Raw genomic sequence first — 23,572 nt, 5'->3', positions numbered from 1 at the left:
AATTATGGAACAAGAAATAAACACCGCAGAATTAGGAGAATCAATCGTAAAAAAATTAAAAACCATTTACGATCCAGAAATTCCAGTTGATATTTACGAATTAGGATTGATTTATGACGTAATGGTAAATACCGATTATGAAGTAAAAATATTAATGACCCTTACTTCACCAAACTGTCCAGTAGCAGAGAGTTTACCTAGAGAAGTAGAGGAAAAAGTAAAATCAATCGAACATATAAAAGATGCTGAAGTCGAAATCACTTTTGACCCGCCATGGAGCAAAGACTTGATGAGCGAAGAAGCAAAATTAGAATTAGGGATGTTGTAAAATTTGTTTCAGGTTTCAAGTTTCAGGTTACTCAGCCACAAACTTGAAACCTTAAACTTGAAACTTTTCAGATGGAAGAAATAATCAATAAAGTAGCGAATAGTGTTCTGGAAGTTTTCGATCTTGAAGACTATTATCCAGCAGGAACTCGTGTGCAAATCGATATTTCACAATGGCTTTTTGAAGGTTTTTTGTTAAAAGAAAAAGACTTTAGGGAACAGCTCAACAATCAGGATTGGTCACAATATCAAGATCAATATGTTGCTGTTTCGTGTGGTACCGATGCCATTATCCCAAAGTGGGCGATAATCTTAGTGACTATGCATTTGGCTCCTTATGCCAAGAAAATTGTAAATGGTTATATGGAAGATTTAGACTCCGCTTTGTATGATGAGTTGCTTCCAAAAATCGATTACAGCGCTTATCAGGATAAGCCTGTTATCATAAAAGGCTGCTCGAGAAAACCAGTTCCTATGCGAGCTTATGTCTTGGCGGCACAATACCTGCAACCTTACGCCAGAAGCATAATGTATGGAGAAGCTTGTTCGGCTGTCCCTTTATACAAATCGGCAAAAAAATAACATATTTTTTTAACTTGTTGAATTATAGCGACTTATTCTTTTTATTATATTTGTATTAGAACTAATACTCTTACAATGAAAAAAATCATATTGTTAGTCTGTCTACTTCCCCTTTCAACACTGCTTCGTGCACAATCTTCTGAAAAAGATCTAATCAAAAAAACAGAAGATGCAGCCAAAAAAATAGAAGACACTATCCCGAACGGTTGGAAGTCAACCGGGAAAGTTACATTTCTTTTTAACCAAGCCAACTTTAACAACTGGGTTGCCGGAGGCGAAAATAGCTTTTCGGGAAATCTAGGACTTGATTATAAAATCGATTATAAAAAAGACGATTATTCATGGGAAAATAGAATTCTAGCTTCCTATGGTTTATTGCAAACACAAAACTCCAATTTTGAAAAGAAAACGGATGATCAGGTCGAAATCAATTCCATAGTAGCCAAAAAAACAAAAAGCTACTGGTATTATTCGTTTCTGGTAAATTTTAGGACCCAATTTACGAAAGGGTACTTATATTCCAATGATGTCAATGGTGCCGAAATAAGAGAAGAACACACCAATTTTATGTCACCAGGCTACTTACTATTTGGTCCAGGAATGTATTGGAAAAAAACCGAAAATTTCAAAATAAATTTAGCGCCATTAACCTCCAAATTTACATTTGTAGACAGTGGCTATACTTCCATTCCTGGATATGTGGATGGTGATTATTTTGGAGTTGATGCGAACAAAAGTATGCTTTATCAGCTAGGTTTTAATGCAACAGCTTATTATAAATTCACGATAATGGAAAACGTTACTGCCGAAAATCTTTTGAATTTATATTCTAATTATCTAAAAGATCCACAAAATATTGACATCAATTACAACTTAATTATAGTGATGAAAATCAACAAAGTACTGTCGGCCAATCTAAATTTTCAAGCCATTTATGATGATGACGCCTATGCTGGTTTCCAAACCAAAGAAGTATTTGGTGTAGGACTGAATTATAATTTTTAGCACAAACAAAAAGACCTTTTAACAATTGTTAAAAGGTCTTTTTGTTTATTCATTATCTTCATCTTTCTCTTCCTTCTCCACCGCATCTTTATAATCTGGATATAAAAATTTATTGTATGGAAAACGGGTAATGTGAATTTGACGAACAGCTTCGTAGACACGCTCCCTAAATTCTTCGAAATTTTCTTTTTGTGTTGCCGAAATAAACAAGGCATTCTGTTCACCTAATCGGTGCATCCAAGTCTGTTTCCACTCTTCAAGCGTAAAATGTCTTGGTGTCTTTTCAGTCATTAAATCATCTTCGTCAATCGTCAAATGTTTGTAGGCATCAATTTTATTGAAAACCATAATTACTGGCTTATCATGAGCCTTAATATCCAGTAAAGTTTGGTTTACCGACTCGATATGATCTTCAAATTCAGGATGTGAAATATCGACAACATGCAATAACAAATCGGCTTCACGAACTTCGTCCAATGTACTCTTGAACGAATCTACCAATTGAGTTGGCAATTTTCTAATAAACCCTACCGTATCCGATAACAAGAAAGGTAAGTTTTTGATAACCACTTTTCGAACGGTAGTGTCTAATGTCGCAAAAAGTTTGTTTTCTACAAATACATCGCTTTTCCCAACAGCATTCATCAAAGTCGATTTTCCAACATTGGTATATCCTACCAAAGCTACACGAACCATCGCACCTCGATTGCTGCGTTGCACTCCCATTTGTTTATCAATGGTTTTAATCTTCTCTTTTAATAACGCTATTCTATCACGTACTATACGTCTGTCCGTTTCTATCTCAGTTTCTCCAGGTCCACGCATTCCAATACCACCTTTTTGACGTTCCAAGTGAGTCCACATTCCAGAAAGCCTCGGTAATAAATATTGGCATTGTGCCAATTCTACCTGAGTTCTGGCGTAAGAGGTCTCAGCTCTTTGAGCAAAAATATCAAGGATAAGGTGAGTTCTATCTAATATTTTACAGTCAATTATTTTGGAAATATTCTTTTGTTGAGAAGGTGATAATTCATCGTCAAATACGAGAGTCGATATATCATTCTCTTTTACAAAAAGACAAATTTCTTCCAGTTTTCCTGTCCCCACAAAAGTTTTAGGATTGGGACGTTCCATTTTTTGCGAAAAACGTTTCACCACTTCACCTCCTGCGGTAAATGTCAAAAACTCCAATTCATCAAGATATTCATTGAGTTTCTCTTCACTTTGGTTTTGAGTAACAATACCAACAATAGCCGTTTTTTCGAAATTTATTGTTTCTTTTTCTAACATGTCTTTAAATAAGAATACAAATTTAATGATTTGATGGCTACAATCCCTTTAATACCATTATAAATCTATAAAAAACTCAATTTGATTATTCCTGTTTTCCTTTTTTGAATGATGACAAAAAAACAGAATAACTCCCTTTAGCTCCGATAGAAGTGGAAATCCTTGTAAGCCGGGGTTCGGCTTACGAGATTATAACGAATAACGGGACTAATGCTGGCAAAAAATGCCAAATCTTTCTGCTCCAAAAATTAATAATCGAAATCTGGATGTCAATAAAATCTGTGAGATCAGTCCAAAAAAAATACCCTTCATCTCTGAAGGGTATCGTTATATAAAATAATTATTGAATCTTATTTTTTGGACAGTTTGGATAGCAATCTTAAAAATTCAATATACAACCACACAAGCGTTATCATTAAACCCATTGCTCCGTACCATTCCATGAATTTTGGCATTTTTTGCTCAACTCCTTTTTCTATTCTGTCAAAATCCAAGAACAAGTTTAATGCTGCAATTACAATCACAAATACACTAATTCCAATACTCATCATAGAGTTTCCATAATGTACAGGCGTAAAACTGGTAAACATGGAGAACAACCAAGAAATTAAATAGTAAGTGGCAATTGCACATGTCGCTGCAACAACAACCGATTTGAATTGTTCGGTTACTTTTACAATTTTGTATTTATACAAACCTAGACAAACAGCAAAAGTGACAAAAGTAGCTCCAACTGCCTGTGTTACAATTCCTGGGTACTGAACTTCAAAAATAGCTGAAACTCCACCGATGAACAATCCTTCAAAAAGGGCATAACCCGGCGCTAAATAAGGAGAATATTGAGGTTTGAATGCTGAGATTACAACTAAAATCAATCCAACTATAGCGCCTCCAAATGCAGGAACTATTGGATTCAGACCATTAAAAGTGGCCCACCAAATTACCGTTGCGGAAGCAATAAGCAATAAAAAAAGAATTAAACTTCTATTGATGGTTCCCGCCAAAGTCATGTCTTGATTCTCATCAATAACAGTGGCCTGATGCACGTCGTCTTTTCTTGAAACAGCAGTTGAAAATGTTTTGTTGTTTAAAAAAGGGTTATTCGAATTCATAGTTTTCAAATTTAAGTTTTATCAAATATAATTTATATTTTTTAGAAGAATGTTTAAATTTTATTAATTTATTTCTGCTATTTGCCCGCTAGCCATGACCTCGGATTGGTGTAAGTCGTGTTTTGGGTAATAGCAAATTTTAAAATTGTTTTCCCGTCACCATTAGTTTTTATTTTCCCCAAACTTTGTCTTATACTCACATTATCTCCTTTAGTTACATTAACCGAACTCAAGTTTTGATATATGGTAAAAAAATCACCATGTTGTAACATCACCAATTTATTTACGGGTGAAATAATAATAACGCTCGTAACTACCCCAGAAAAAACGGCTCTGGCACTGGAACCGGAATCGGTGGTGAATTCCAATCCGCTGTTGTGGATTTGAAGTTCTTTATACACCGGATGGAATTGATCACCATAACCCAAAGAGATAAATCCTCTTTCGACCGGCCAAGGCAATTTTCCTTTATTCGCTTTAAAATTATCCGAATCCACTTTATCTTTAGGAGATAAATCCATTTTTGTGGTTGAAACAGTTACAGCTTGTTGAGTGACTGATGTTTCCTTCGAAACGACTGGCACTTCCTGAGCAATGGCTTTTTCAACTTCCTTCGGAATCGGAATTGGCTTTGGTTTTGGTTTCGAATTGGCTTTTGCTTGCGCTGCAGCTAATGCATTGGCTTTCTCGATTTCCTTTTTCTTTTCTATTGCTTTGGCTTTTTCTAAGGCAATAGCTTTAGCGGCTGCTTGGGCTTTAGCTTTTGCTATTGCATCGGCTTTAGCTTTTTCTTTCGCTAGTTTTTCCGCTTTTTCCCTAGCTGCTTTTCTATTGGCTTCAGCGATGGCCTCGCGAATTAATTTATCGATTTTTCTGTCTATCGTTTTAGCCTCTTGTTGCTTTTTCTTTATTTCGGCAATAATTTTCTTTTTGTCTTTCTTTAAAGACTCCACCAGTTTTAATTGTTCCTGCTTTTCTTTTTCCAAAGACAACCGTTCTTTATCATTTTCGGCTATGAGTTGTTCTTTGGCACTTTTTTGAACATCCAATTTGGCATTAAAAGTATAAAGCACATTCGTTTTGGATTTTATTTCTTGTCCTTGCATGTGTCTATAGTTTGTATATTGTTTCATATACTGAGCCCTTTTATAAGCTTGTAAAAAACTTTCTGATGACAACAAAAACATAGCACGACTTTCTTCGGAACGACTTTTATAGGATTGAACAATCATTTTGGCATAATCCTCTTTGAGCAATTGTAGTTCCTTTTCCAATTTTGCAATTTGCGCTTGATTGGCAACTATCGAATTTCCTAGAAGTGATGTTTGTTTTTCGGTAGTAGCAATCAATTCTTCCTTAAGTTTGATTTTGTTGCTTTGTAAGACAATCGCTTTGGTCGCCGTTGTTTCTTTCTTCTTTACCGTTTGAAGTTTGGTTTCGTTTTCTAGAATCTCCTTTTGAATTTTGGCTTTACGCTCTTCTAACTTTTTTTGATTGTCTTGACTCCAAGTTAGAGCTGTTGTTATTAGAAAAATAAAACTTAGAAAATATTTTAACATCGCAAATTATATAAGGTGCAAACTTAATGAATGATTTTATTAAAAAGCAGCACTAATTTATTTTTGCAAATAAACTGGTGCTGCTTTTGCTCTTACGAAAACTACATATTGTACAACCAAGATGCAGGGTTGTTGTAGGTTGTGTTTTGTGAAATAGTGAACTTCAAGATTGTTTTTCCTTCGCTATTGGTTCTTATTTTTCCCAAACTTTGTTTGATATTTACTTTCTCTCCTTTGCTCACAAAAACAGAACTTAAATTTTGATATACCGTGAAGCAATCTCCATGCTGAATCATTACCGCTTTATTCACTGGAGACAAAACGATAACACTAGTTACTTCTCCGCCAAAAACGGCTCTTGCATTTGCACCTTGTTCCGTGGTAATTTCCACTCCGCTATTATGAATCACAAGACTTGGATAAACTGGGTGTGGTTGATCTCCAAATGGAAGTGACACGAAACCTTTTTCAACAGGCCAAGGTAATTTTCCCCTATTGGCCCTAAAATTATCTGCCAGTATTTTGGATTCGGCCGTTAACACAATTTTTGAAGAAGTGTAGGCTGCTACAGGAGCATTTGGGTTTTCGCTCGCTGCTTTTCTATTGGCCGCGGCAATGGCTTCCCGAATTAAACGATCGATTTGACGGTCGATAGCTCGCGATTCCTGTTGCTTTCTTTTAATTTCCGCGGTGATTTTTTTCTTGTCTTTTTTGATTGAATTCACCAACTTCAGCTGTTCTCTCTTTTCTTTTTCAAGAGACAATTTTTCTTTGGTGTTTTCAACTAACAATTTCTTTTTGGCTGCTTTTTGAATATTCAATCTTTCATTGTAACCCAAAAGTTCATTGGTTTTCGATTTGATTTCCTCCCCTTGCATTTTTCTGTAACTCGTATATTGTTTCATATACTGAGCCCTTTTGTAAGCCTGTAAAAAATTCTCAGATGACAGTAAAAACATGGCTCTACTTTGCTCTGATCTGCTTTTATATGATTTCACAATCATTTTAGCATAGTCTTCTTTAAGAATAGCCAGCTCCCTATTCAACTTGTTAATTTTCATTTGATTGATGTACATATCATTACTAAGAATCTTCGTTTGTTTCTCAGTAGTACGAATCAATTTTTCTTTCAATTTTATTTTATTGCTCTGCAAAATAATCACATTGACAGCCGACTTTTCTTTTTTCTTTACCGTCTGCAGTAACTTTTCATTATCCAAAATTTCTTGTTGAATTTCGGCTTTACGCTTTTCTAGTTTTTCTTGTTGCGATTCCTGTCCCCACATTACTGAGGTAGTGCATAACAAAAACAGGCCTAAGAGAAATTTTCGCATCTTACAATTATATTTGTTCAAATTTACTTAATTAAAATCCTTTTATAACCATTTGGAACACTATATGGAAAAGTAAGTTCTTCATTTATGGTTATAGTACTGTACCCCAAATTAATCTCTGTTTTGCCTTTTTCCTGTTCGGCATTAATGGCAATATCTGATGGAATTGGTGATTCATTATACATTTTATAATCCGAATAAGACACTTCTATCTTTCTGTTTTCGGACGACTGAGTAATCTCTTGCTTGTTTAATAGAAATTTATCTTTGTCTAAAAAGAAATATTTCTTGGTGTTCTCATTCAAAATATTTTCCAATCGATATGTCTGGTCAACTAAGGAATCTTTGTAGTTCCCTTTGGTTAAATCATCCATTGCTTGTCCAACCAAGATATTTTGCACTTTATTAAAATCCAAATCCGTTCCTAGCCATTTGCTCAATGTACTAAAATCACCTTCGAAATAACTGGCATTAAGCTTTTCATAATAACTTACTGAAGTTGGAGTTATTAAGGCTTTGGCCATAGTAATCCCTAGAAAACGAATGCTTACCAAAATTTGTTCGTTCTTTTTAATCTTAATTTCGGCAGTTAAATTTTGAGTTTGCTTATCGTCGCTATATTTTACATTGGATTTTATGTATAATGTGTTAAAATCGTTTTTGTTGGCATAGTAATTTTTTATAATTCGCTCTGCTGTCATGCGATTCGTATCTGTACTTTTACTCTCATTCACCACTTTTGCCTTTGCCTTACAGGACACCAACGTAAGCGAACTACCTACGCAAACCATAAAAACAAAAAGTACTCTTACTAGAAATCGATTCATTATTTTTTTTCTTTTAATAATTGATTGGCTTTATTGAAATATAATTCCTTTTTGGTTGCATCGCCTAAACCATTATAGGCTTCTCCGAGTTGAATATTGAAATTGATTTCTAAATTTTTATTTTCGACAACATAATCTAAACCCATTTCAAGAATATCTTTGGCCTTCTTGAACAATTGCAACTGATTATTTGCCATACCCGCATAATAATAAAACTGGGGTTCTGCAGGATAGTTATCAATCATTGCCATGGCTTTTTTGACTACGGGTTCAAACTGTTTGAGTTCGGTATTGGCTTGGAGCCAAAGCAAATTGGTCTCCAAATCAACTTCTGAACTGTTTTTCTGTGATAGGTCATAATATTTAATTGCCTTTTCCCATTGTTTTTTATTGTGATAAAACTTGCCTATTTCTTTGGCTACATTTACGGATGGATCATTTTTAAAATATCCGATTGCATTATCCAAATCAGGCACAAATTGTGGATTTACATTGGCGAAAAGCAAAAACTCGTTCAGAATTCGGTGCTTTATTTTGGAATCAATTTTAGAACTTGCCAAAACCATATTCATTGATTTTACTGCATTGGCACCATCGTTATTATCGAGATAATTTTTGAATAAACTCACTTGAGCCCAAACCGATTCTGGAATTTCTTTTTCTAACTTCTTGGCAACTTCCTGTACTTTATCTTCATCATTATTGTTTGAATATAAAAATATCAAAGCAATATAATTGGATTCTTCTTTCGGATTTTTCTCAATTTGCTCTTTTAAATTATCGATCTCCGAATTTTGATATTTCCCTTCAGACAAGATTTCCATTTTATACATTTCCCTTCTCTCTGTCTTCCCTACCTTTTCGTTCAACTCATTAATTAACGCCAAAGCCTTGTCGTGCTGTTTGGTTACCATATAAAGCGACACCAAATCTTCTTTGTATTCTGCATCGAAAGGGACTATTTTATTGACAAAGATTATGGCTTGATTGAAATCTTTGGTTTCATAACACACATCGTATAAACCTACCCAAAACCATTTATTGTTGGGGTCTATTTGAGCGGCGTGCTCATAAGAGGAATAAGCATTCTTGTAATCTTTGGAATATTGGTAATTCTTCCCCATTTCGAAATAAATGGTCGCATCATTGGGTTTCAATTTTAAACATTGCTCCAATGCGACCAATGATTTATCATAATTTTCGATACTTTTTTGAAAAATGGATTCATAGAAAAAATCTTGAAATTTGTCTCCTTCCACCTTAATTTCCTCAGGTTCTGTTTGTGCCAATACCGTAACAGTATTGCTTAGCAAAACAGAAAAAGCGAATATGAAAGTCCATTTTTTTTTCATTGAAAAAGAATTCTTTGAGAACAAAATCAACAGTATTGTTCTCCTTTGCAAAATAAATTAAAAAAACAACAAAGCAGCATAATAAAAACTTAAATAATGCTGCTTGATATTTTTAAATATATGCTTTAAATTATTCTAAAACCGAATAATCGCCAATGCTTACATTCGTAAATTTTCCATCAAAACTAGCATGATTTCCAATCATTGCATTGTCTAAATTGGCATTTTTTATATGTGAATGTGTTTGTACCAAACTGTTTTGTATTGTACTATTTTGTACATGACAGGCATCACCCAATGATACATTTGGACCAACTGTAGCGTTGATTAGAATCACATTCTCCCCAATATAACAAGGTGGAATAATGGTCGAATTTTCTAACTTAACTGATGGATCCACCAAATTAATTCCATCGCTGTGAAGAAATCCTAACATTCTGGAATTTGTTTCTACGGTAACATCTTTGTTTCCGCAATCCATCCACTCATCTACTTTTCCTGGAACAAATTTCATGCCTTTGGCCATCATTTGTTTTATTCCGTCATTAATTTGATATTCTCCTCCGTGAATAATGTTATTATCCAAGACTAGTTGAAGTTCATTTTTTAAAACGGCAATGTCTTTAAAATAGTAAATTCCGATAACGGCAAGATCCGAAACAAATTCTTTTGGCTTTTCAACCAATTCAATTATTTCATTTACCTCATTCAAGTTTACCACACCAAAAGCTTCTGGTTGATCTACCTGTTTTACCCAAATAACGCTGTCGGCATCTTTATCCAAGTCAAAATTAGCCCGAATTAGAGTATCGGCATAAGCGATAACAGCTGGTCCGCTCAAAGAATCTTTGGCACACATAATGGCGTGTCCCGTTCCAAGTGCCTCATTTTGATAATAAATAGTCCCTTTGGCTCCCAACTTTTGGGCAATTCCAATTAAGTCTTCTTCTACTTTTTTTCCAAAATTTTCATGAATGATGAAAGCAATTTCTTCAATATCCTGATTTAAAACACCAGCAATATCTTCGACCAAACGGTGTACGATAGGTTTTCCGGCAACTGGGATTAAAGGTTTAGGTATTGTTAATGTATGTGGGCGAAGGCGTGATCCACGTCCTGCCATTGGTACTATTATTTTCATATGGTTGGTTATTTTAAATCAAAAATTATTGAAACGAATATTCTTATTCTATCTGAATATTATATTTTTTTGCCACTTTATTAAATAAATCAATTTGGTTTTTCTCCTTTAAAAAATTATAATAATTTCCGATCAATGTTTCTGAATCATGAATATATGGTGAATTTGTATTCTTGTAAAGTATATAAGCTTGAAACATATAATCCAATCCATTTTCATAATCTTGATTTGAAAAAAAGGCACTTCCTGCTCCATAATAGCCTTCAGCGTCCTCAGGACTGTTTTTTATAATCTTCAAATACGTTTCAGAAGCTGATTTATAATCTTTTAAATAATCATAAGCCACAGCCATATTCTGTAATGGCATAGTTCCTTTTGGATCTGCTTCCAAAGATTTTTTATAACATTTTATAGCTTCCTCATATCGGTTTAACTTTCTATAACATAATCCCATATTATCCCAAGCAAAAGCAAAATCCGGATCGCTTTTGACTGCTTTATTATATTGAACTATTGCCAAATCATATTGCTCATTTAAATCATATTTCTGTCCTTCATGGTAATATTCTTTTGCTTTTTTCTTATTTGAAATAGAATTTTCAGATTCCTTGTCATTTGACATCATTAATTCTTTCACATTCGGACAGTCTAGGAACAATTTTTTTTGAATTTTATCAAAATCCTTGTCAGCAATAATTTCTAAATTTTTTCCACTAACATAAGTGGTATCCTTTTTATTCCATTTTAAAGTATCCATCATTTTGGATAGATCTTTAATAAGTTTTTCACTTTGAGAATTAATTATACTCTGAGTGATACAGCTATTAATAGAATCTATTTTACTAGCTTTTTCAATGTTGTATTTTATTTTTTTTATACAACTACAAGATTCGTCAAGTATTTTTTTATCAATTGAATCTTGCGCATAGTTAAAATTAAAGCTGGATAGTACAACTAAAAATAAAATTCCATTGAAGATTTTTTTCATAAGCTGATAGCTGTTTGTTTATAATTTATACTAATTGATTTCTGAATACTACCTACTGACTCCTGCAAACTACTTCACGCCCGTGCTTCCAAATCCACCTGCTCCTCTTGAAGTTTCCGTTAATTCCTGAACTTCAATCCACTCAGCTCGTTCGTGTTTGGCAATAATAAGTTGGGCAATTCGTTCCCCATTTTCGATAACAAATGGATCATTGGATAAATTTACTAAAATTACTCCTATTTCGCCTCTATAATCGGCATCGACTGTTCCGGGAGCATTAAGAACGGTTACTCCGTTTTTGGCTGCCAATCCGCTTCTTGGACGAACCTGAGCTTCATAACCAATTGGCAATTCAATGAAAAGACCTGTTTTCACAATGGTTCTTTCTAAGGGTTGCAAGGTTATTGATTGAGTTAAATTTGCCCTTAAATCCATTCCTGCTGAAGCAATGGTTTCGTAATTTGGCAATGCATGCTGTGATTTGTTGATGATGTTTATTGTCATTATTTTTTAATATAAAATATGTTGATTATAGAATATCCTAGCCCCGATAGCAGTGGAAATCCTTTTCTTTTTTTCTTTAAAAAAGAAAAGATTACTTCACTTTGTTTTTATTTTAATAGGAGTTCAGTGAACTTCGTTTGCAACGAATAGCAGGAATAGCTCCTAATTTTTAGTCGGTCGTTTTAAAATTCGTAAAAGTGTTTCTTTTTCGTTATAATATATGAAGCCCATAAATACCGCTAAAAGTGATATCCCAATAAAATAATTACCGCTAAAACCATAAAAAGAAATACATGAAAAACCTGTTGATAAACCAAGGTAACCAACAATTTTTTTCTTGTCGTAAGGGATTGGGTAATATTTATTTCCGAGATAATAGGAAATGAACATCATGCTTCCATAAGCCGAAATGGTGGCAATAGCCGAACCATAATAACTGTATTTTGGAATCAATAAATAATTTAATATCAAGGTTACCACTGCTCCAACTATGGAAATATAGGCACCAACATAAGTCTTATCGATGAGCTTGTACCAAACGGAAAGATTGGTATAAATCCCCAAGAAAAAATTAGCCAAAATAATAAGCGGAACCACCTTCATTGCCTCCCAATAGGAAGAATTTGGAATCATAATCTGTTTTAAAAGATCGGCAAATACGATTACGGTCAATAAAATAAAAGATCCGAAAATGACAAAATATTTTGTAACTGTTGCGTAGGTTTGTTGTGCATTTTCGTTGGAGGCATGGCTAAAAAAGAAAGGCTCAATTCCTAACGTATAAGCGGTTCTATACAAAACCATAAAAAGTCCTAATTTATAACAGGCAGAATAAACCCCTACTTGCTCAGCTGCAATATTGGCCGGTAATAATTTACCCAAAAGAATTTTGTCAAACTGCTCGTTAATCGCAAAAGCAATTCCGGCAACCATAATGGGCAATCCATAACGCATCATTCGTTTCCAAAGTTCGTAATCGAATTTCCATTTTATTGTAAAATAGTCTGGAAAGAGCACCACAAAAGTTAGAAAACTGGCTATGATGTTGGCAAGGAAAATATACCCTATCTGGAAATTATCAATATAAACGGAGCTCAAAAAACTGTCGGGTTGTGATACCGAAATACTTGGCAAATAGAGTAGAAAAAACAAATTGAACGATAGATTGACTACTACATTTCCAATTTTGATTAAAGCATAAAACTTTGGTCTTTGATTGGCTCTCAACTTTGAAAAAGGAACAATTACTAACGCATCCAACGCTAAAATCCAAATGGAATAGGTGATGTATTGCGTATCCACTCCTGACCAAAGCGCTAATGAGTTTCGAAACAATAAGGCTATAAAAACAAAAAGAATTGTGGACCAGAAAATGGAAACTGTTGTCGTCTCTACAACACTTTCTTTATTTTTTTCGGAATTATAAAATCTAAAAAAAGCCGTTTCCATACCATAAGCAAGAATGACATTGAAAAAAATCATCCAAGCAAAAATGATGGATACTTTACCATATTCTTCTTTTGGAAGCAAGTGAGTGTAAAGCGGCACCAAAAGGAAACTAAACATCCTTGGTATTACTGTGGCAAGTCCATATATGGCCGTTTGTTTAAAAAGCTTTTTATATAATCCCAAAATGAATTTTCTGTTAATTATTATAAAACAAAAATAACCAATTCTTTGGTTACTTTTTGTGTTTTGCTGTTGAATAAAGTTTCAAAAATGAAAATGAAATTATGTTAATCCTTCTTCATTTAGCATTTTCAAAAAATGAAAGCCTCGAGGTTCATAACCTTGATTATAATAAAAACGATGCGCTGTGAAATTTCCGGTGAAAGCATCCAAAACAATTGCAGTACAACCTTCCGCTCGAGCCTTAGTGTCAATGTAATCTGTCATCATTTTTCCTATTCCTTTAGAGCGATGTTCAGAATGAACAATAAAATTATCAATTTCTATATACTTTCCAGTCCAAAGTTTTATTGCTGTCCAAAAACCAGATAGTCCAACGCAGGTGTCATTTTCAAAAACCGCGACTTGTTTATAATTATGCGGAACCATTTCCTGCAAGTAAGATTGATACTTTTCTAATGTAAGTTTGGGATACAAATGTTGCATCACTTCGATTTGGGCGAGCATTTCTGGAACGGTGGTAAGTTCGACGATTTTCAATTGATCGGTATTTAAAAATATATGACAAAAATAATCAAAAAGAAACGATTCAAAAAAGTAAAGAAAATTTATTGAAATATCACTAAAAGTGGGTATTGCATAAACCTTTCCAATGACTGATATTTGTAGAACAAAATACAAGTAAGGGTTTATAAAGCTAATTTGTCCCCCACAAAACAGAGCATAAGGGTTTATAAAGCTATTGTTCCCTTTAAAAACAGCCATAGGTGAAAGCTAAGATTCACCTTTAAAAAAACAGAGCATAGGGGTTTATAAAGCTAATTGTTCCCTCAAAAAAAAGCCCAGGGAAAAGCTAGATTAACCCTTAAACATAGAGCCAAGGACTATAAAGCTATTTGTTCCTTTAAAAACAAAGCATAAAAAAAGAGCCGAACGGCTCTTTTTTCATTTTATGCATTTTATGAATTATCCTTTCAAAGCTTCCGCACCACCAACAATCTCTAGGATTTCGTTAGTAATAGCTGCCTGACGTGCTTTATTATAAGTTAATTTCAATTGATCTCTCAAATCAGTTGCGTTGTCTGTTGCTTTATGCATTGCAGTCATACGCGCTCCGTGCTCTGAAGCGAATGAATCACGAATACCTTTGTATAATTGTGTTTTCAAAGCTTTTGGAATCAAGGTCAAAACAATTTCATCCTTTGCAGGTTCGAAAATATAATCTCCTGTTGAAACTGGTTTGTCTGATTGAATAGGTGCCAACGGCAAAAATTGTTCAGTTTGTACAATTTGAGTAGCAGCATTTTTAAATTGATTGTAAACCAATTCTATTCTGTCATATTCACCAGAAACAAATTTTTGAGTTAATGTTTCAGCAATAGCCGCAACATTGTCAAAAGTCAGCTGATCAAAAACAGAACTTTGATTATCAATCACAGTCAATGTTTTTGATAAAATATCGTTTCCTTTTTTACCGATAGCAAAAATATCTACTTGCTTACCAGCATAATATTCAGAACGGTTTTTAGCTTCCTTAATTACATTGGTATTAAAAGCACCACACAAACCTCTATTAGAAGTGATAGCAACAATTAAAACTTTTTTTACCTCACGTTGTGTAGTAAATTCTCCACCAACATCACCATCAAGTGAAGCTGAAAGATTTTGTAATAATTCCGTTAATTTTTCGGCATAAGGGCGCATTGCAGTGATCGCATCTTGTGCTTTCTTTAGCTTTGCTGCAGAAACCATTTTCATTGCTGATGTAATTTGCATCGTAGATGAAATGGAAGTAATTCTATTACGGATTTCCTTTAAATTTGCCATTTTATGTTTAAGTAAATAGTAAGAGTAACTAGTGATAAGCTCTTGCCAATCACTAATTACTATTCACTAGATTAGTTATATTTCGCTGAAATTTCTTTTGCAACAGTTTCAAGTACATCTGTAATTTCATCTGTTAATTTTCCTGCTTTCAAGGCATCAAGAGTCGCTCTGTGTTTGTTGTTCAAAAATTCCAAGAAATCCTTCTCAAATTCTTTCACTTTATTCACAGGAACATTTCTCAATAAGTTTTTAGATCCAGCATAAATAATTGCAACTTGGTCTTCAACAGTATAAGGGTCGTTCAAACCTTGTTTCAAGATTTCAACGTTTCTTTTTCCTTTTTCAATTACGTTCAATGTAACAGCATCAAGATCAGAACCAAATTTAGCAAACGCTTCCAATTCACGGAATTGTGCTTGATCTAATTTCAAAGTACCTGCTACTTTTTTCATTGATTTAATTTGAGCATTACCTCCAACACGAGATACAGAAATACCTACGTTAATCGCTGGACGAACCCCAGAGTTAAACAAATCTCCATCCAAGAAAATTTGACCATCTGTAATCGAAATTACGTTTGTTGGGATATATGCAGAAACGTCACCTGCTTGAGTTTCGATAATTGGTAAAGCTGTTAATGAACCTCCCCCTTTTACAATTCCTTTTAAAGAATCTGGTAAATCATTCATGTCTTTTGCAATTCCGTCATCAGCAATCACTTTACAAGCACGCTCTAATAAACGAGAGTGTAAGTAGAAAACGTCTCCAGGATATGCTTCACGTCCCGGTGGTCTTCTTAATAAAAGAGAAACCTCACGGTAAGCAACAGCTTGTTTAGATAAATCATCATAAACAATTAAAGCCGGACGACCAGAATCTCTAAAATATTCTCCAATAGCAGCACCTGCGAAAGGAGCATAAACTTGCATTGGAGCAGGATCAGAAGCATTTGCAGCTACAATCACAGTATATGCCATTGCTCCTTTTTCTTCTAACATTTTTGCAATTCCTGCTACAGTCGAAGCTTTTTGCCCAATTGCAACATATATACAGAATACAGGTTTACCTGCATCGTAAAATTCTTTTTGATTTAAGATGGTATCAATACAAACAGTAGATTTTCCTGTTTGACGGTCACCAATAACCAACTCACGTTGTCCACGACCAACTGGGATCATAGCATCGACCGCTTTTACACCTGTTTGCAAAGGCTCAGTTACTGGTTGACGGAAGATAACTCCAGGAGCTTTTCTTTCCAAAGGCATTTCGAATAATTCACCACCAATTGGTCCTTTTCCATCAATTGGAAAACCAAGAGTGTTCACTACACGTCCTACCATTCCTTCTCCTGTTTTAAGGGAAGCAATACGTTGTGTTCTTTTTGCAGTAGATCCTTCTTTGATTCCTGTTGAAGGTCCTAATAATACAACTCCAACATTGTCTTGTTCAAGGTTCAAAACGATAGCCTCTAATCCGTTTTCGAATTCAACTAATTCACCGTATTGAACATTTGAAAGCCCATAAATAAGAGCAATACCATCTCCAACTTGAAGCACTGTACCTACTTCCTCTAGCGTAGCACCAGATTCAAAACCTTCTACTTGCTTTCTTAATATTGCTGATATTTCAGCAGGTTTAATTTCCGCCATCTTAATTTATAATTTAGACACTTAAATGTGTAATAAAACTAATTACTTAACTCTCTCTTTAATATTTGTAATCTGTTGGCAACAGAAGCATTATACTGCTGATCACCTATTCTTAATATAAATCCTCCAATGATAGCAGGATCTACAATGTTTTCAATCGTGATTTTTTTATCAGAAAGTGTTGCTATTTTAGCCAAAACTTTAGCTTCAAGCGCAGCATCCATAGCAACGGCTGTAGTTACTTTTGCTACTTCAACATTATTCATGATATCAAATAATTTGCTATACTCAGCAGCGATAACATCTAAAATTTCAAATCTTTTGTTTTCAAATAACAAATGAAGCAAACCTTTAGTTACATTATCTGTGCTAGCAAAAACTTCTAAAAGTGCTTTCTCTTTCACTTCTACTTTAATGGTTGGATTTTGAATAAAAGTACTCAACTCCAAATTACCCTTAATCGTTGAAGCAATAGATTTCATGTCATTATTCACAGCTTCAGCTACCCCTTTTGAATTGGATAAATCTAAAATTGCGGTTGCATAACGAATTGCTGCTCTAGTACTTGCCATGATTAGTTCAATTTTACGTCACCTAACAATTTCTCAACCAATTTAGTTTGAGCTTCTTTGTTAGATAGTTCATCTTTCAATATTTTTTCAGCAATGCTAAGAGATAATGTAGAAACATGTAATTTCAATTCAGCCATAGCTGCATTTTTTTCGCTTTCAATTGCAGCCTTCGCTTGATCGATCATTTTTTGACCTTGAGCTTGAGCTTCAGTTTTTGCATCATCAACCATTTTGTCTTTCATTTCGCGAGCATCTTTAAGCATGTTGTCACGCTCTAATCTTGCTTCTTGTAAAATACGTTGGTTGTCTGCTTGTAAATTTTGCATTTCTTTTCTAGCATTTTCAGCAGAAAGTAAAGCATTTTTAATTCCTTCTTCTCTATCATTAACTGCATCAAGAATAGGTTTCCAAGCAAATTTTTTCAATAAGATTATTAATCCGATAAATATTAATACTTGCCAGAAAAACAAACCTAACTCAAACTGATTTATTAACTTTTCCATTTTTTATAAATTGTAAATTGTATTTTAAAAATAAAATTTAATCTGTTTAATATAATTTTCAACATTTAATTAAACAATAGTTACAACCAACCGTTGTAACTATTGTTTTTTTAGTTTTAATTAAGATGCGAATAACGCAGCAAAACCAATACCTTCAATAAGTGCAGCAGCGATAAGCATAGCAGTTTGGATTTTTCCAGAAGCTTCTGGTTGACGAGCAATAGCGTCCATTGCTGAACCACCAATTCTACCAATACCTAAACCTGCTCCGATAACGATTAAACCTGCACCAATAATGTTTGGAATAGTTGTCATAATAAATATGTATTAAAAATTAAAAATTCAATTTGATTTCAGAATGAAGATTAACGATTTTAGATTTCAGAATGCAAATCTACATTCAAAAATCATAAATCTAAAATCTGCAATCTTAATGAGCTTCCTCATGGTGATGTTCTTCAACTGCTGCACCAAAGTACAAAGCAGACAACATCGTGAATATATACGCTTGTAAAAACGCAACTAATATTTCAAGAATAGAAAGTGCAAATGACAATCCAAATGACAAACTACTTCCTAACCAGCTTTTGAAAATAAACATCAAACCAATAATGCTCATCAATACAATGTGCCCAGCAAAAATATTTGCGTACAAACGTATCATTAATGAGAATGGCTTAATGAAAACACCCAATAATTCAATTGGAGCCAAAACAATACGCATAACCTTTGGCACACCTGGCATCCAGAAAATGTGTCCCCAATAATTTTTATTCGCAGTAAGGTTTGTAATTAAGAAAGTAAGAATAGCCAATGAGAAAGTAATTGTAAGATTACCTGTAACGTTAATCCCGAAAGGCATCAATCCGAAAAGATTCAAAAACAATATAAAGAAAAAGATAGTCAATAAATAACTCATGTATTTTTTATAATGTTTCTCTCCAATATTTGGTATTGCAATTTCGTCACGTACATATAATACAACTGGCTCAAAAATACGACCTACACCAGAAGCTATACCGCCATTTTTAGAATACGATTTAGCCAAACTTGTAAATAGTACGAACATCAAAATCGCAGCTAATAGTATAGAGAAAACTGTTTTTGTAATTGACAAATCTAGAGGACGTACATTAGTTACAAATCCTGTTTTTTCATCTTCGGTAATTGTACCGGCAGCATCAGTTTTGTAAATTTTTCCGTCGTGGTGATTTATTTTGTAAAAATTTCCGTTTGATTCGGCAACAGCTTCACCATGTTCGAATTTTGAAGAAGAGAAAATTTGAAAACCATTATCATAAATAATAATAGGTAATGCAAAACCGTAATGAACTCCAGTTTCATCATCTTGAAAAAAAGAAAATTCGTGAGAATCTAAAACGTGATGTTTTATAAATGCCTTTACTTTAGATTTCACATCTGTTGGTTCAGCATGTGCTTCGTGGCTTGCTTCTGCACCTTCATGTGCTACTACAGTTTGAACAGTTGTAGTGTCCTTTTCAGGATTTGCCATACTAATAAAAGGAAGACATATAACGAAAGTCGCTATAATAAATCTAAGTGCTTTGTTGGAAATCACCATATCTCTTAAATATCTTATTTTTTAACGATTCTAAAATTTGGTGCAAAGGTACATTTTTTATTAATACTCAAAAGCATATAAAAGTATTTTTTTGAGAATTTGATTCACAGAGGTATCGATTATTGCTTTTCGTTTACTAAGCGTATTGTAAAAAGGGTCTCAATTGTTAAAAAGACAATAAACAATATAAGAAAATTTATTCTTTCTGTAGGATCACTCGGTTTTGGAACTTGCAATAATGGCCTCAAAATCAAATAACAAAAAACCATCTTTATGCTGGTGGCCAAAAGGAAAGACATCCCGACATTGTCAAAACTTCTTTTTTTAATTGTTAACAAAACTTTGAAAATAATCATCGACAAAACCGTGAAAAACAAATAAAGCGTTTCCAGAGAATAGTGAAAAGCCGTTTGGTTGATGTTTAAACCATAGAAAATCATTTTATGAATTACGTATAATAGGAATGCAATACCCCCTAAAGTTAAAAATGGGAGTGCTTTTTTAAGATTCATTATGCTTTTAATTTACTGTTTTTTGTTGATTTCGTTTACTTGCCGGATGACATTATACATTGCCAAAACAACACCTACCATTGCCATCACTTTTACATAATAGACTTTTGTGCTGGGATGATTCTCGTCCAACCAATTTCCAAAATAGGCAAACAAGAAAATAATAACCCCCATTTGGATTGGAATATTAATTAGAGCCAACCATTTATTGTAGTTGTTCTTTTTAGGGTCATTATTCGTTGGCATTTTTTGTTCCTTTAGTACTATTAGATAACATAACACAGGTTGCATTGAAAGTGGCCCCTGGCTCTACAGATAATTTACCTATAATAACTTCTCCAATAATACTGGCCGATTCTTTAATGTTTAAAGTATCCTCAATCTGAATTTTCCCCTCGAATTTTCCTTCTATGTCTGCCGTATTACAAATGATATCCCCTTTGACACTTCCTGCGGGCCCAATCACCAATTTTCCACTAGATGTAAAATTCCCTATCAGTTCACCGTCTAATCTAAAATCGGCAGGCGAAATTATGTCCCCGTGTATTGTAGTACCTTCCACTATTCTATTAGTTTTTCCTAGAACATCTGTTAACGATTTTGGTTTTGTATCAAACATAATTACGATTTTTTTAGTAAAAGATATTCTTCAAAATTTTTCTTAATTTGAATTATTTTATAATTTTCATTTGAAATGACAATTCCTGGCTGGCTAATTTTGTATTTTTCGTTTTCTGCAAAAAGAGCAGCTACAAATTGGGCATACGATTGGGAATGGATTCCTTGAATAGAAATGAAGCTTTCTTTTTCAGTATAAGAATCACAAGTGTATTTTAACTTCTCCACATTTTCATTGGCAAAAAACAAAATCAACTTACTTTCAATTGCTGAAGCCGTTTTCTCATCATTTTTATCAATTCTAAAAATAACCTTCCAGTTTTTAGAATCAACTGTACTGAAACTCATTTTTTCCAAAAGCGGAATTTGTGTTTTAAGAATTTCAATAGCATCCTTTCCTTCATTACTATTGGCATAATTATCGGCTACATATTCTATTGCTTTTTTATAAGCTTCCAATCCGTATAATTTCCCAATGGTATACGCTTTTAGCAATTCAAATTTTGGGACAATGGCTTCCCCTGTGAAATTATTGATTAAACCATCTACTTGTTGTAAAACCGAAGCGAAATATTCCTGCTTGTACAATCGGTATAGATTGTCATATTCTCCCTCAGGTGTATTATTCCCAACCCCCTCTTGTGGACTGGAATTGGTAATGATTTGAGCGTAACGAGAATTAGGATATTGACTTACTATTTCATTTTTGATCGATTCAGCTTTTGCTGGATCGGTAATTTCATATATCTTATATAAATTGTATTTCGTAGGAAGAATTAATTTTTCCTCTGGTTGATACAATAACAATTGCTCCAATCTAGCCGACGCCAAATTGTATTCTTTGAATTTTTCTTTATAAATAACTCCTAATTGATAATAAATCGCATTCCTTTCTTTAGTAATGCTGTCAATCGCAGTTTGTGATTTTGGCAACTGCTTTATATAATAGTCTGTGGTATATTTTTCATTTACTTCTGTCGAGACTATTGGGTTATCTGTAGTCTCATCAACAGCATTACTTCCAGGTGTATTTTGATTTTGATTCGTTCCGGACGAAACTCTCCAATAACCATTTTGGGCTCTGTTACCCCATATTTTTTTGAACTCTATCTTTCCGTAAGCAACTGTATTGGGGTTATAAAAATAAAATGTATTTGAAGTTGCAGCTGGATTACTATTCGTTGGTGGTGCAAAAGATGGTGGACTCGCCACTTGACCATTTTGATTTGATATTGCATCATTGGGCATATTTGCCCCAGTATTTAATGCAATATTGTCATCAATTTTCTTTTGTTTCTCGGCAAGCAATTTTTTAAGCTCATCGCTACTTTTTAGTTTTTGAATATAATTCTCATAATACACTACTTGTTCCGGTCCGTTTAAAGAAGCAACGTAGATAATACTGTCATTCCGTTTGGCGATAGCCTCGTTAACAATAGCCTCATCCAAGTTTTTTCTAATTTTAGAAATCTGAAGATATTCTCTGGTTTTTGGATCCAATAATTCCAAAGATTTGTCATAGCTCTTGGCCGCAAAAAGATAATCGGTGTGTTTGAAATATAAATTCCCAATATTTCTATAGTTGGAAGCATTCAAATATGGATCGGTAGATTTGGCATCCAAAGAAGCATTATAATACTCTAATGCCTTTTCTTTCTCATTATTATTATCGTAAAAAATTCCAATGCTATGGTAAATCACATCCAAATAGGGCCTGTTTTCTCTGTCCTCCATAATCTTTTTGGATTTTTTGACAAATAAATCATAATCCTCGCCCTGATAATTATTAAGTTTTGCTTTTTTGGCGTAAGCCTGAATAACAAATTTCCTTTCGGCCTTTCTATTCATATCAATAACTGTTTGATAAAAATAAATGGCACTGTCTTTTTGGCCTGATTCTTCATACAATTGTCCCAACAAAAAAGAATAGCGTTCTTTTTCCTCATGGATTTTGGTATAGGCATTTGCCAATTTTAGCTTAACGATTGCGCTGTCCTTTTCTTCAATATTCAAAAAGGCACTTGTTAAAATAGCATTCGCATTAGCAAATTCTTGCTTTTTTAAATCGTTATCTTTAATGAGTTTTGAAATGTTTTTTATGGCCAAAGCATCGTTTCCTAAACGAACATTTGTTTTCTCGCGCCACATTTTGGCATCATAGATATTGCTGCTGTTGGGATACTTGTAAAGAATGTAATTGAATGCATCCAAAGCCGGAATAAATCTTTGATCATAATACCTTGCTTTTCCAAGCAATAAATAGGCTTCATCAATTTGATAGTTCTTTTCTCGACCGCCAATATTCATGGAATGCTTCTGTATCGCTTTGGTCGCTTTGGCTTCGGCAAGTTCAAAATCGGCATTTTTTGGTTTACCGTCAACGGGAACATCATCACTGACTTGCATTTTCTCAACAGGTAATTGTTTCCAAAAATTTTCGACAGTGTTGTCGTTTATTCCTTTCACTCCTTTATCTAATGCAATTTGCCCATTGTACAATATGTTCAATTTTGTACTCAAGGCATGGGAATTTCTAGCCAAAAAAGTATCCTTCTTGGTAGAACAGGCTATCAAAAAAGATATTAATAATGTAGCTAAAATGTATTTTGATGTATTGCTATTCAAAGGAAAACGTTTAGGTCATTAAACTTTTAAAAAA

General features: G+C 33.8%; 24 protein-coding genes. 3 read left to right on the top strand and 21 right to left on the bottom strand.

Translation table 11 applies throughout. The annotated features are described in order from the left end of the window. The first annotated feature begins 4 nt into the window (after nucleotides 1-4). The 3 genes from C8C85_RS08355 (at nucleotide 5) to C8C85_RS08345 (ending at nucleotide 1,914) form a co-directional block, all read left to right on the top strand. Nucleotides 5-328, top strand: a complete 324-nt coding sequence (locus C8C85_RS08355) for an SUF system Fe-S cluster assembly protein (RefSeq protein ID WP_111408563.1) — start codon at nucleotides 5-7, stop codon at nucleotides 326-328. A 71-nt stretch (nucleotides 329-399) separates the two neighbouring features. Next, nucleotides 400-909, top strand: coding sequence for a DUF2480 family protein (locus C8C85_RS08350; protein WP_116796661.1), 510 nt, complete (start codon nucleotides 400-402; stop codon nucleotides 907-909). 75 nt (nucleotides 910-984) lie between these two features. After that, nucleotides 985-1,914 carry a DUF3078 domain-containing protein gene (locus C8C85_RS08345; protein WP_116796660.1) on the top strand — a complete coding sequence of 310 codons (930 nt, stop codon included), beginning with the start codon at nucleotides 985-987 and terminating at the stop codon, nucleotides 1,912-1,914. A 45-nt stretch (nucleotides 1,915-1,959) separates the two neighbouring features. On the opposite strand, the gene hflX is transcribed toward C8C85_RS08345, so the two are convergent. The 21 genes from hflX to C8C85_RS08240 all read right to left on the bottom strand — a co-directional run bounded on the left by hflX (nucleotide 1,960) and on the right by C8C85_RS08240 (nucleotide 23,538). Then, nucleotides 1,960-3,204: a GTPase HflX gene (gene hflX / locus C8C85_RS08340; RefSeq protein ID WP_116796659.1), complete on the bottom strand. Its 1,245-nt coding sequence runs from the start codon at nucleotides 3,202-3,204 to the stop codon at nucleotides 1,960-1,962. A gap of 350 nt (nucleotides 3,205-3,554) precedes the next feature. Next, nucleotides 3,555-4,316 carry a Bax inhibitor-1/YccA family protein gene (locus tag C8C85_RS08335; RefSeq protein ID WP_116796658.1) on the bottom strand — a complete coding sequence of 254 codons (762 nt, stop codon included), beginning with the start codon at nucleotides 4,314-4,316 and terminating at the stop codon, nucleotides 3,555-3,557. 77 nt (nucleotides 4,317-4,393) lie between these two features. Next, entirely contained in the window at nucleotides 4,394-5,875 is a 1,482-nt protein-coding gene (locus tag C8C85_RS08330; protein WP_116796657.1) for a murein hydrolase activator EnvC family protein, read from the bottom strand. Nucleotides 5,876-5,976: 101 nt separating this feature from the next. Then, nucleotides 5,977-7,209, bottom strand: coding sequence for a murein hydrolase activator EnvC family protein (locus C8C85_RS08325; protein WP_116796656.1), 1,233 nt, complete (start codon nucleotides 7,207-7,209; stop codon nucleotides 5,977-5,979). Nucleotides 7,210-7,232: 23 nt separating this feature from the next. Then, nucleotides 7,233-8,036 carry a DUF4292 domain-containing protein gene (locus C8C85_RS08320; protein WP_116796655.1) on the bottom strand — a complete coding sequence of 268 codons (804 nt, stop codon included), beginning with the start codon at nucleotides 8,034-8,036 and terminating at the stop codon, nucleotides 7,233-7,235. Beyond that, nucleotides 8,036-9,388: a tetratricopeptide repeat protein gene (locus C8C85_RS08315; protein ID WP_116796654.1), complete on the bottom strand. Its 1,353-nt coding sequence runs from the start codon at nucleotides 9,386-9,388 to the stop codon at nucleotides 8,036-8,038. Before C8C85_RS08315 ends, C8C85_RS08320 begins: the two co-directional genes overlap by 1 nt. A gap of 130 nt (nucleotides 9,389-9,518) precedes the next feature. After that, complete coding sequence (locus tag C8C85_RS08310) at nucleotides 9,519-10,529, bottom strand: sugar phosphate nucleotidyltransferase (protein ID WP_116796653.1); 1,011 nt, start codon at nucleotides 10,527-10,529, stop codon at nucleotides 9,519-9,521. Between the two features lie 43 nt (nucleotides 10,530-10,572). Beyond that, complete coding sequence (locus C8C85_RS08305; RefSeq protein WP_116796652.1) at nucleotides 10,573-11,517, bottom strand: tetratricopeptide repeat protein; 945 nt, start codon at nucleotides 11,515-11,517, stop codon at nucleotides 10,573-10,575. Nucleotides 11,518-11,586: 69 nt separating this feature from the next. After that, a complete protein-coding gene (dut, locus tag C8C85_RS08300; RefSeq protein WP_116796651.1) occupies nucleotides 11,587-12,021 on the bottom strand; it encodes a dUTP diphosphatase in 435 nt (144 codons plus the stop codon). Between the two features lie 162 nt (nucleotides 12,022-12,183). After that, entirely contained in the window at nucleotides 12,184-13,653 is a 1,470-nt protein-coding gene (locus C8C85_RS08295; protein ID WP_116796650.1) for a lipopolysaccharide biosynthesis protein, read from the bottom strand. Between the two features lie 99 nt (nucleotides 13,654-13,752). Beyond that, the gene (locus C8C85_RS08290; RefSeq protein ID WP_116798437.1) at nucleotides 13,753-14,157 is read right to left on the bottom strand and encodes a GNAT family N-acetyltransferase; all 405 of its coding nucleotides are present in this window, start codon (nucleotides 14,155-14,157) and stop codon (nucleotides 13,753-13,755) included. A gap of 459 nt (nucleotides 14,158-14,616) precedes the next feature. Next, nucleotides 14,617-15,477: an ATP synthase F1 subunit gamma gene (gene atpG, locus C8C85_RS08285; protein ID WP_116796649.1), complete on the bottom strand. Its 861-nt coding sequence runs from the start codon at nucleotides 15,475-15,477 to the stop codon at nucleotides 14,617-14,619. A 71-nt stretch (nucleotides 15,478-15,548) separates the two neighbouring features. Beyond that, nucleotides 15,549-17,126, bottom strand: a complete 1,578-nt coding sequence (gene atpA / locus C8C85_RS08280; RefSeq protein WP_077374826.1) for a F0F1 ATP synthase subunit alpha — start codon at nucleotides 17,124-17,126, stop codon at nucleotides 15,549-15,551. Between the two features lie 38 nt (nucleotides 17,127-17,164). Further along, nucleotides 17,165-17,698 (bottom strand): ATP synthase F1 subunit delta, encoded by a 534-nt coding sequence (atpH, locus tag C8C85_RS08275; RefSeq protein WP_116796648.1) that lies wholly within the window; start codon nucleotides 17,696-17,698, stop codon nucleotides 17,165-17,167. A 2-nt stretch (nucleotides 17,699-17,700) separates the two neighbouring features. Then, entirely contained in the window at nucleotides 17,701-18,201 is a 501-nt protein-coding gene (locus C8C85_RS08270) for a F0F1 ATP synthase subunit B (protein WP_116796647.1), read from the bottom strand. Between the two features lie 120 nt (nucleotides 18,202-18,321). After that, nucleotides 18,322-18,516 carry an ATP synthase F0 subunit C gene (gene atpE, locus C8C85_RS08265; protein WP_007808444.1) on the bottom strand — a complete coding sequence of 65 codons (195 nt, stop codon included), beginning with the start codon at nucleotides 18,514-18,516 and terminating at the stop codon, nucleotides 18,322-18,324. 115 nt (nucleotides 18,517-18,631) lie between these two features. Beyond that, on the bottom strand, nucleotides 18,632-19,783 hold the full coding sequence (gene atpB, locus C8C85_RS08260) for a F0F1 ATP synthase subunit A (protein WP_116796646.1): 1,152 nt from the start codon (nucleotides 19,781-19,783) through the stop codon (nucleotides 18,632-18,634). A gap of 119 nt (nucleotides 19,784-19,902) precedes the next feature. Then, a complete protein-coding gene (locus tag C8C85_RS18555) occupies nucleotides 19,903-20,295 on the bottom strand; it encodes a DUF6168 family protein (protein ID WP_116796645.1) in 393 nt (130 codons plus the stop codon). A 12-nt stretch (nucleotides 20,296-20,307) separates the two neighbouring features. Further along, the gene (locus C8C85_RS08250) at nucleotides 20,308-20,541 is read right to left on the bottom strand and encodes an AtpZ/AtpI family protein (protein WP_116796644.1); all 234 of its coding nucleotides are present in this window, start codon (nucleotides 20,539-20,541) and stop codon (nucleotides 20,308-20,310) included. Next, a complete protein-coding gene (locus C8C85_RS08245) occupies nucleotides 20,528-20,914 on the bottom strand; it encodes a polymer-forming cytoskeletal protein (RefSeq protein WP_116796643.1) in 387 nt (128 codons plus the stop codon). Before C8C85_RS08245 ends, C8C85_RS08250 begins: the two co-directional genes overlap by 14 nt. 2 nt (nucleotides 20,915-20,916) lie before the next feature. After that, a complete protein-coding gene (locus C8C85_RS08240; protein WP_243412091.1) occupies nucleotides 20,917-23,538 on the bottom strand; it encodes a tetratricopeptide repeat protein in 2,622 nt (873 codons plus the stop codon). Nucleotides 23,539-23,572: the final 34 nt, after the last annotated feature.

Origin of the sequence: Flavobacterium sp. 103, from assembly GCF_003096795.1 — a bacterium.
Classification (GTDB): domain Bacteria; phylum Bacteroidota; class Bacteroidia; order Flavobacteriales; family Flavobacteriaceae; genus Flavobacterium.
The sequence above is the reverse complement of the archived record's forward strand: the minus strand, read 5'-3'. Positions and strand labels throughout refer to the sequence as shown.

Excerpts from the sequence above, each read along its gene's own strand:
- C8C85_RS08355 (WP_111408563.1), top strand. The coding sequence starts at position 5 with ATGGAACAAGAAATAAACACCGCAGAATTAGGAGAATCAATCGTAAAA.
- C8C85_RS08350 (WP_116796661.1), top strand. The coding sequence starts at position 400 with ATGGAAGAAATAATCAATAAAGTAGCGAATAGTGTTCTGGAAGTTTTC.
- C8C85_RS08345 (WP_116796660.1), top strand. The coding sequence starts at position 985 with ATGAAAAAAATCATATTGTTAGTCTGTCTACTTCCCCTTTCAACACTG.
- hflX (WP_116796659.1), bottom strand. The coding sequence starts at position 3,204 with ATGTTAGAAAAAGAAACAATAAATTTCGAAAAAACGGCTATTGTTGGT.
- C8C85_RS08335 (WP_116796658.1), bottom strand. The coding sequence starts at position 4,316 with ATGAATTCGAATAACCCTTTTTTAAACAACAAAACATTTTCAACTGCT.
- C8C85_RS08330 (WP_116796657.1), bottom strand. The coding sequence starts at position 5,875 with ATGTTAAAATATTTTCTAAGTTTTATTTTTCTAATAACAACAGCTCTA.
- C8C85_RS08325 (WP_116796656.1), bottom strand. The coding sequence starts at position 7,209 with ATGCGAAAATTTCTCTTAGGCCTGTTTTTGTTATGCACTACCTCAGTA.
- C8C85_RS08320 (WP_116796655.1), bottom strand. The coding sequence starts at position 8,036 with ATGAATCGATTTCTAGTAAGAGTACTTTTTGTTTTTATGGTTTGCGTA.
- C8C85_RS08315 (WP_116796654.1), bottom strand. The coding sequence starts at position 9,388 with ATGAAAAAAAAATGGACTTTCATATTCGCTTTTTCTGTTTTGCTAAGC.
- C8C85_RS08310 (WP_116796653.1), bottom strand. The coding sequence starts at position 10,529 with ATGAAAATAATAGTACCAATGGCAGGACGTGGATCACGCCTTCGCCCA.
- C8C85_RS08305 (WP_116796652.1), bottom strand. The coding sequence starts at position 11,517 with ATGAAAAAAATCTTCAATGGAATTTTATTTTTAGTTGTACTATCCAGC.
- dut (WP_116796651.1), bottom strand. The coding sequence starts at position 12,021 with ATGACAATAAACATCATCAACAAATCACAGCATGCATTGCCAAATTAC.
- C8C85_RS08290 (WP_116798437.1), bottom strand. The coding sequence starts at position 14,157 with ATGCTCGCCCAAATCGAAGTGATGCAACATTTGTATCCCAAACTTACA.
- atpG (WP_116796649.1), bottom strand. The coding sequence starts at position 15,477 with ATGGCAAATTTAAAGGAAATCCGTAATAGAATTACTTCCATTTCATCT.
- atpA (WP_077374826.1), bottom strand. The coding sequence starts at position 17,126 with ATGGCGGAAATTAAACCTGCTGAAATATCAGCAATATTAAGAAAGCAA.
- atpH (WP_116796648.1), bottom strand. The coding sequence starts at position 17,698 with ATGGCAAGTACTAGAGCAGCAATTCGTTATGCAACCGCAATTTTAGAT.
- C8C85_RS08270 (WP_116796647.1), bottom strand. The coding sequence starts at position 18,201 with ATGGAAAAGTTAATAAATCAGTTTGAGTTAGGTTTGTTTTTCTGGCAA.
- atpE (WP_007808444.1), bottom strand. The coding sequence starts at position 18,516 with ATGACAACTATTCCAAACATTATTGGTGCAGGTTTAATCGTTATCGGA.
- atpB (WP_116796646.1), bottom strand. The coding sequence starts at position 19,783 with ATGGTGATTTCCAACAAAGCACTTAGATTTATTATAGCGACTTTCGTT.
- C8C85_RS18555 (WP_116796645.1), bottom strand. The coding sequence starts at position 20,295 with ATGAATCTTAAAAAAGCACTCCCATTTTTAACTTTAGGGGGTATTGCA.
- C8C85_RS08250 (WP_116796644.1), bottom strand. The coding sequence starts at position 20,541 with ATGCCAACGAATAATGACCCTAAAAAGAACAACTACAATAAATGGTTG.
- C8C85_RS08245 (WP_116796643.1), bottom strand. The coding sequence starts at position 20,914 with ATGTTTGATACAAAACCAAAATCGTTAACAGATGTTCTAGGAAAAACT.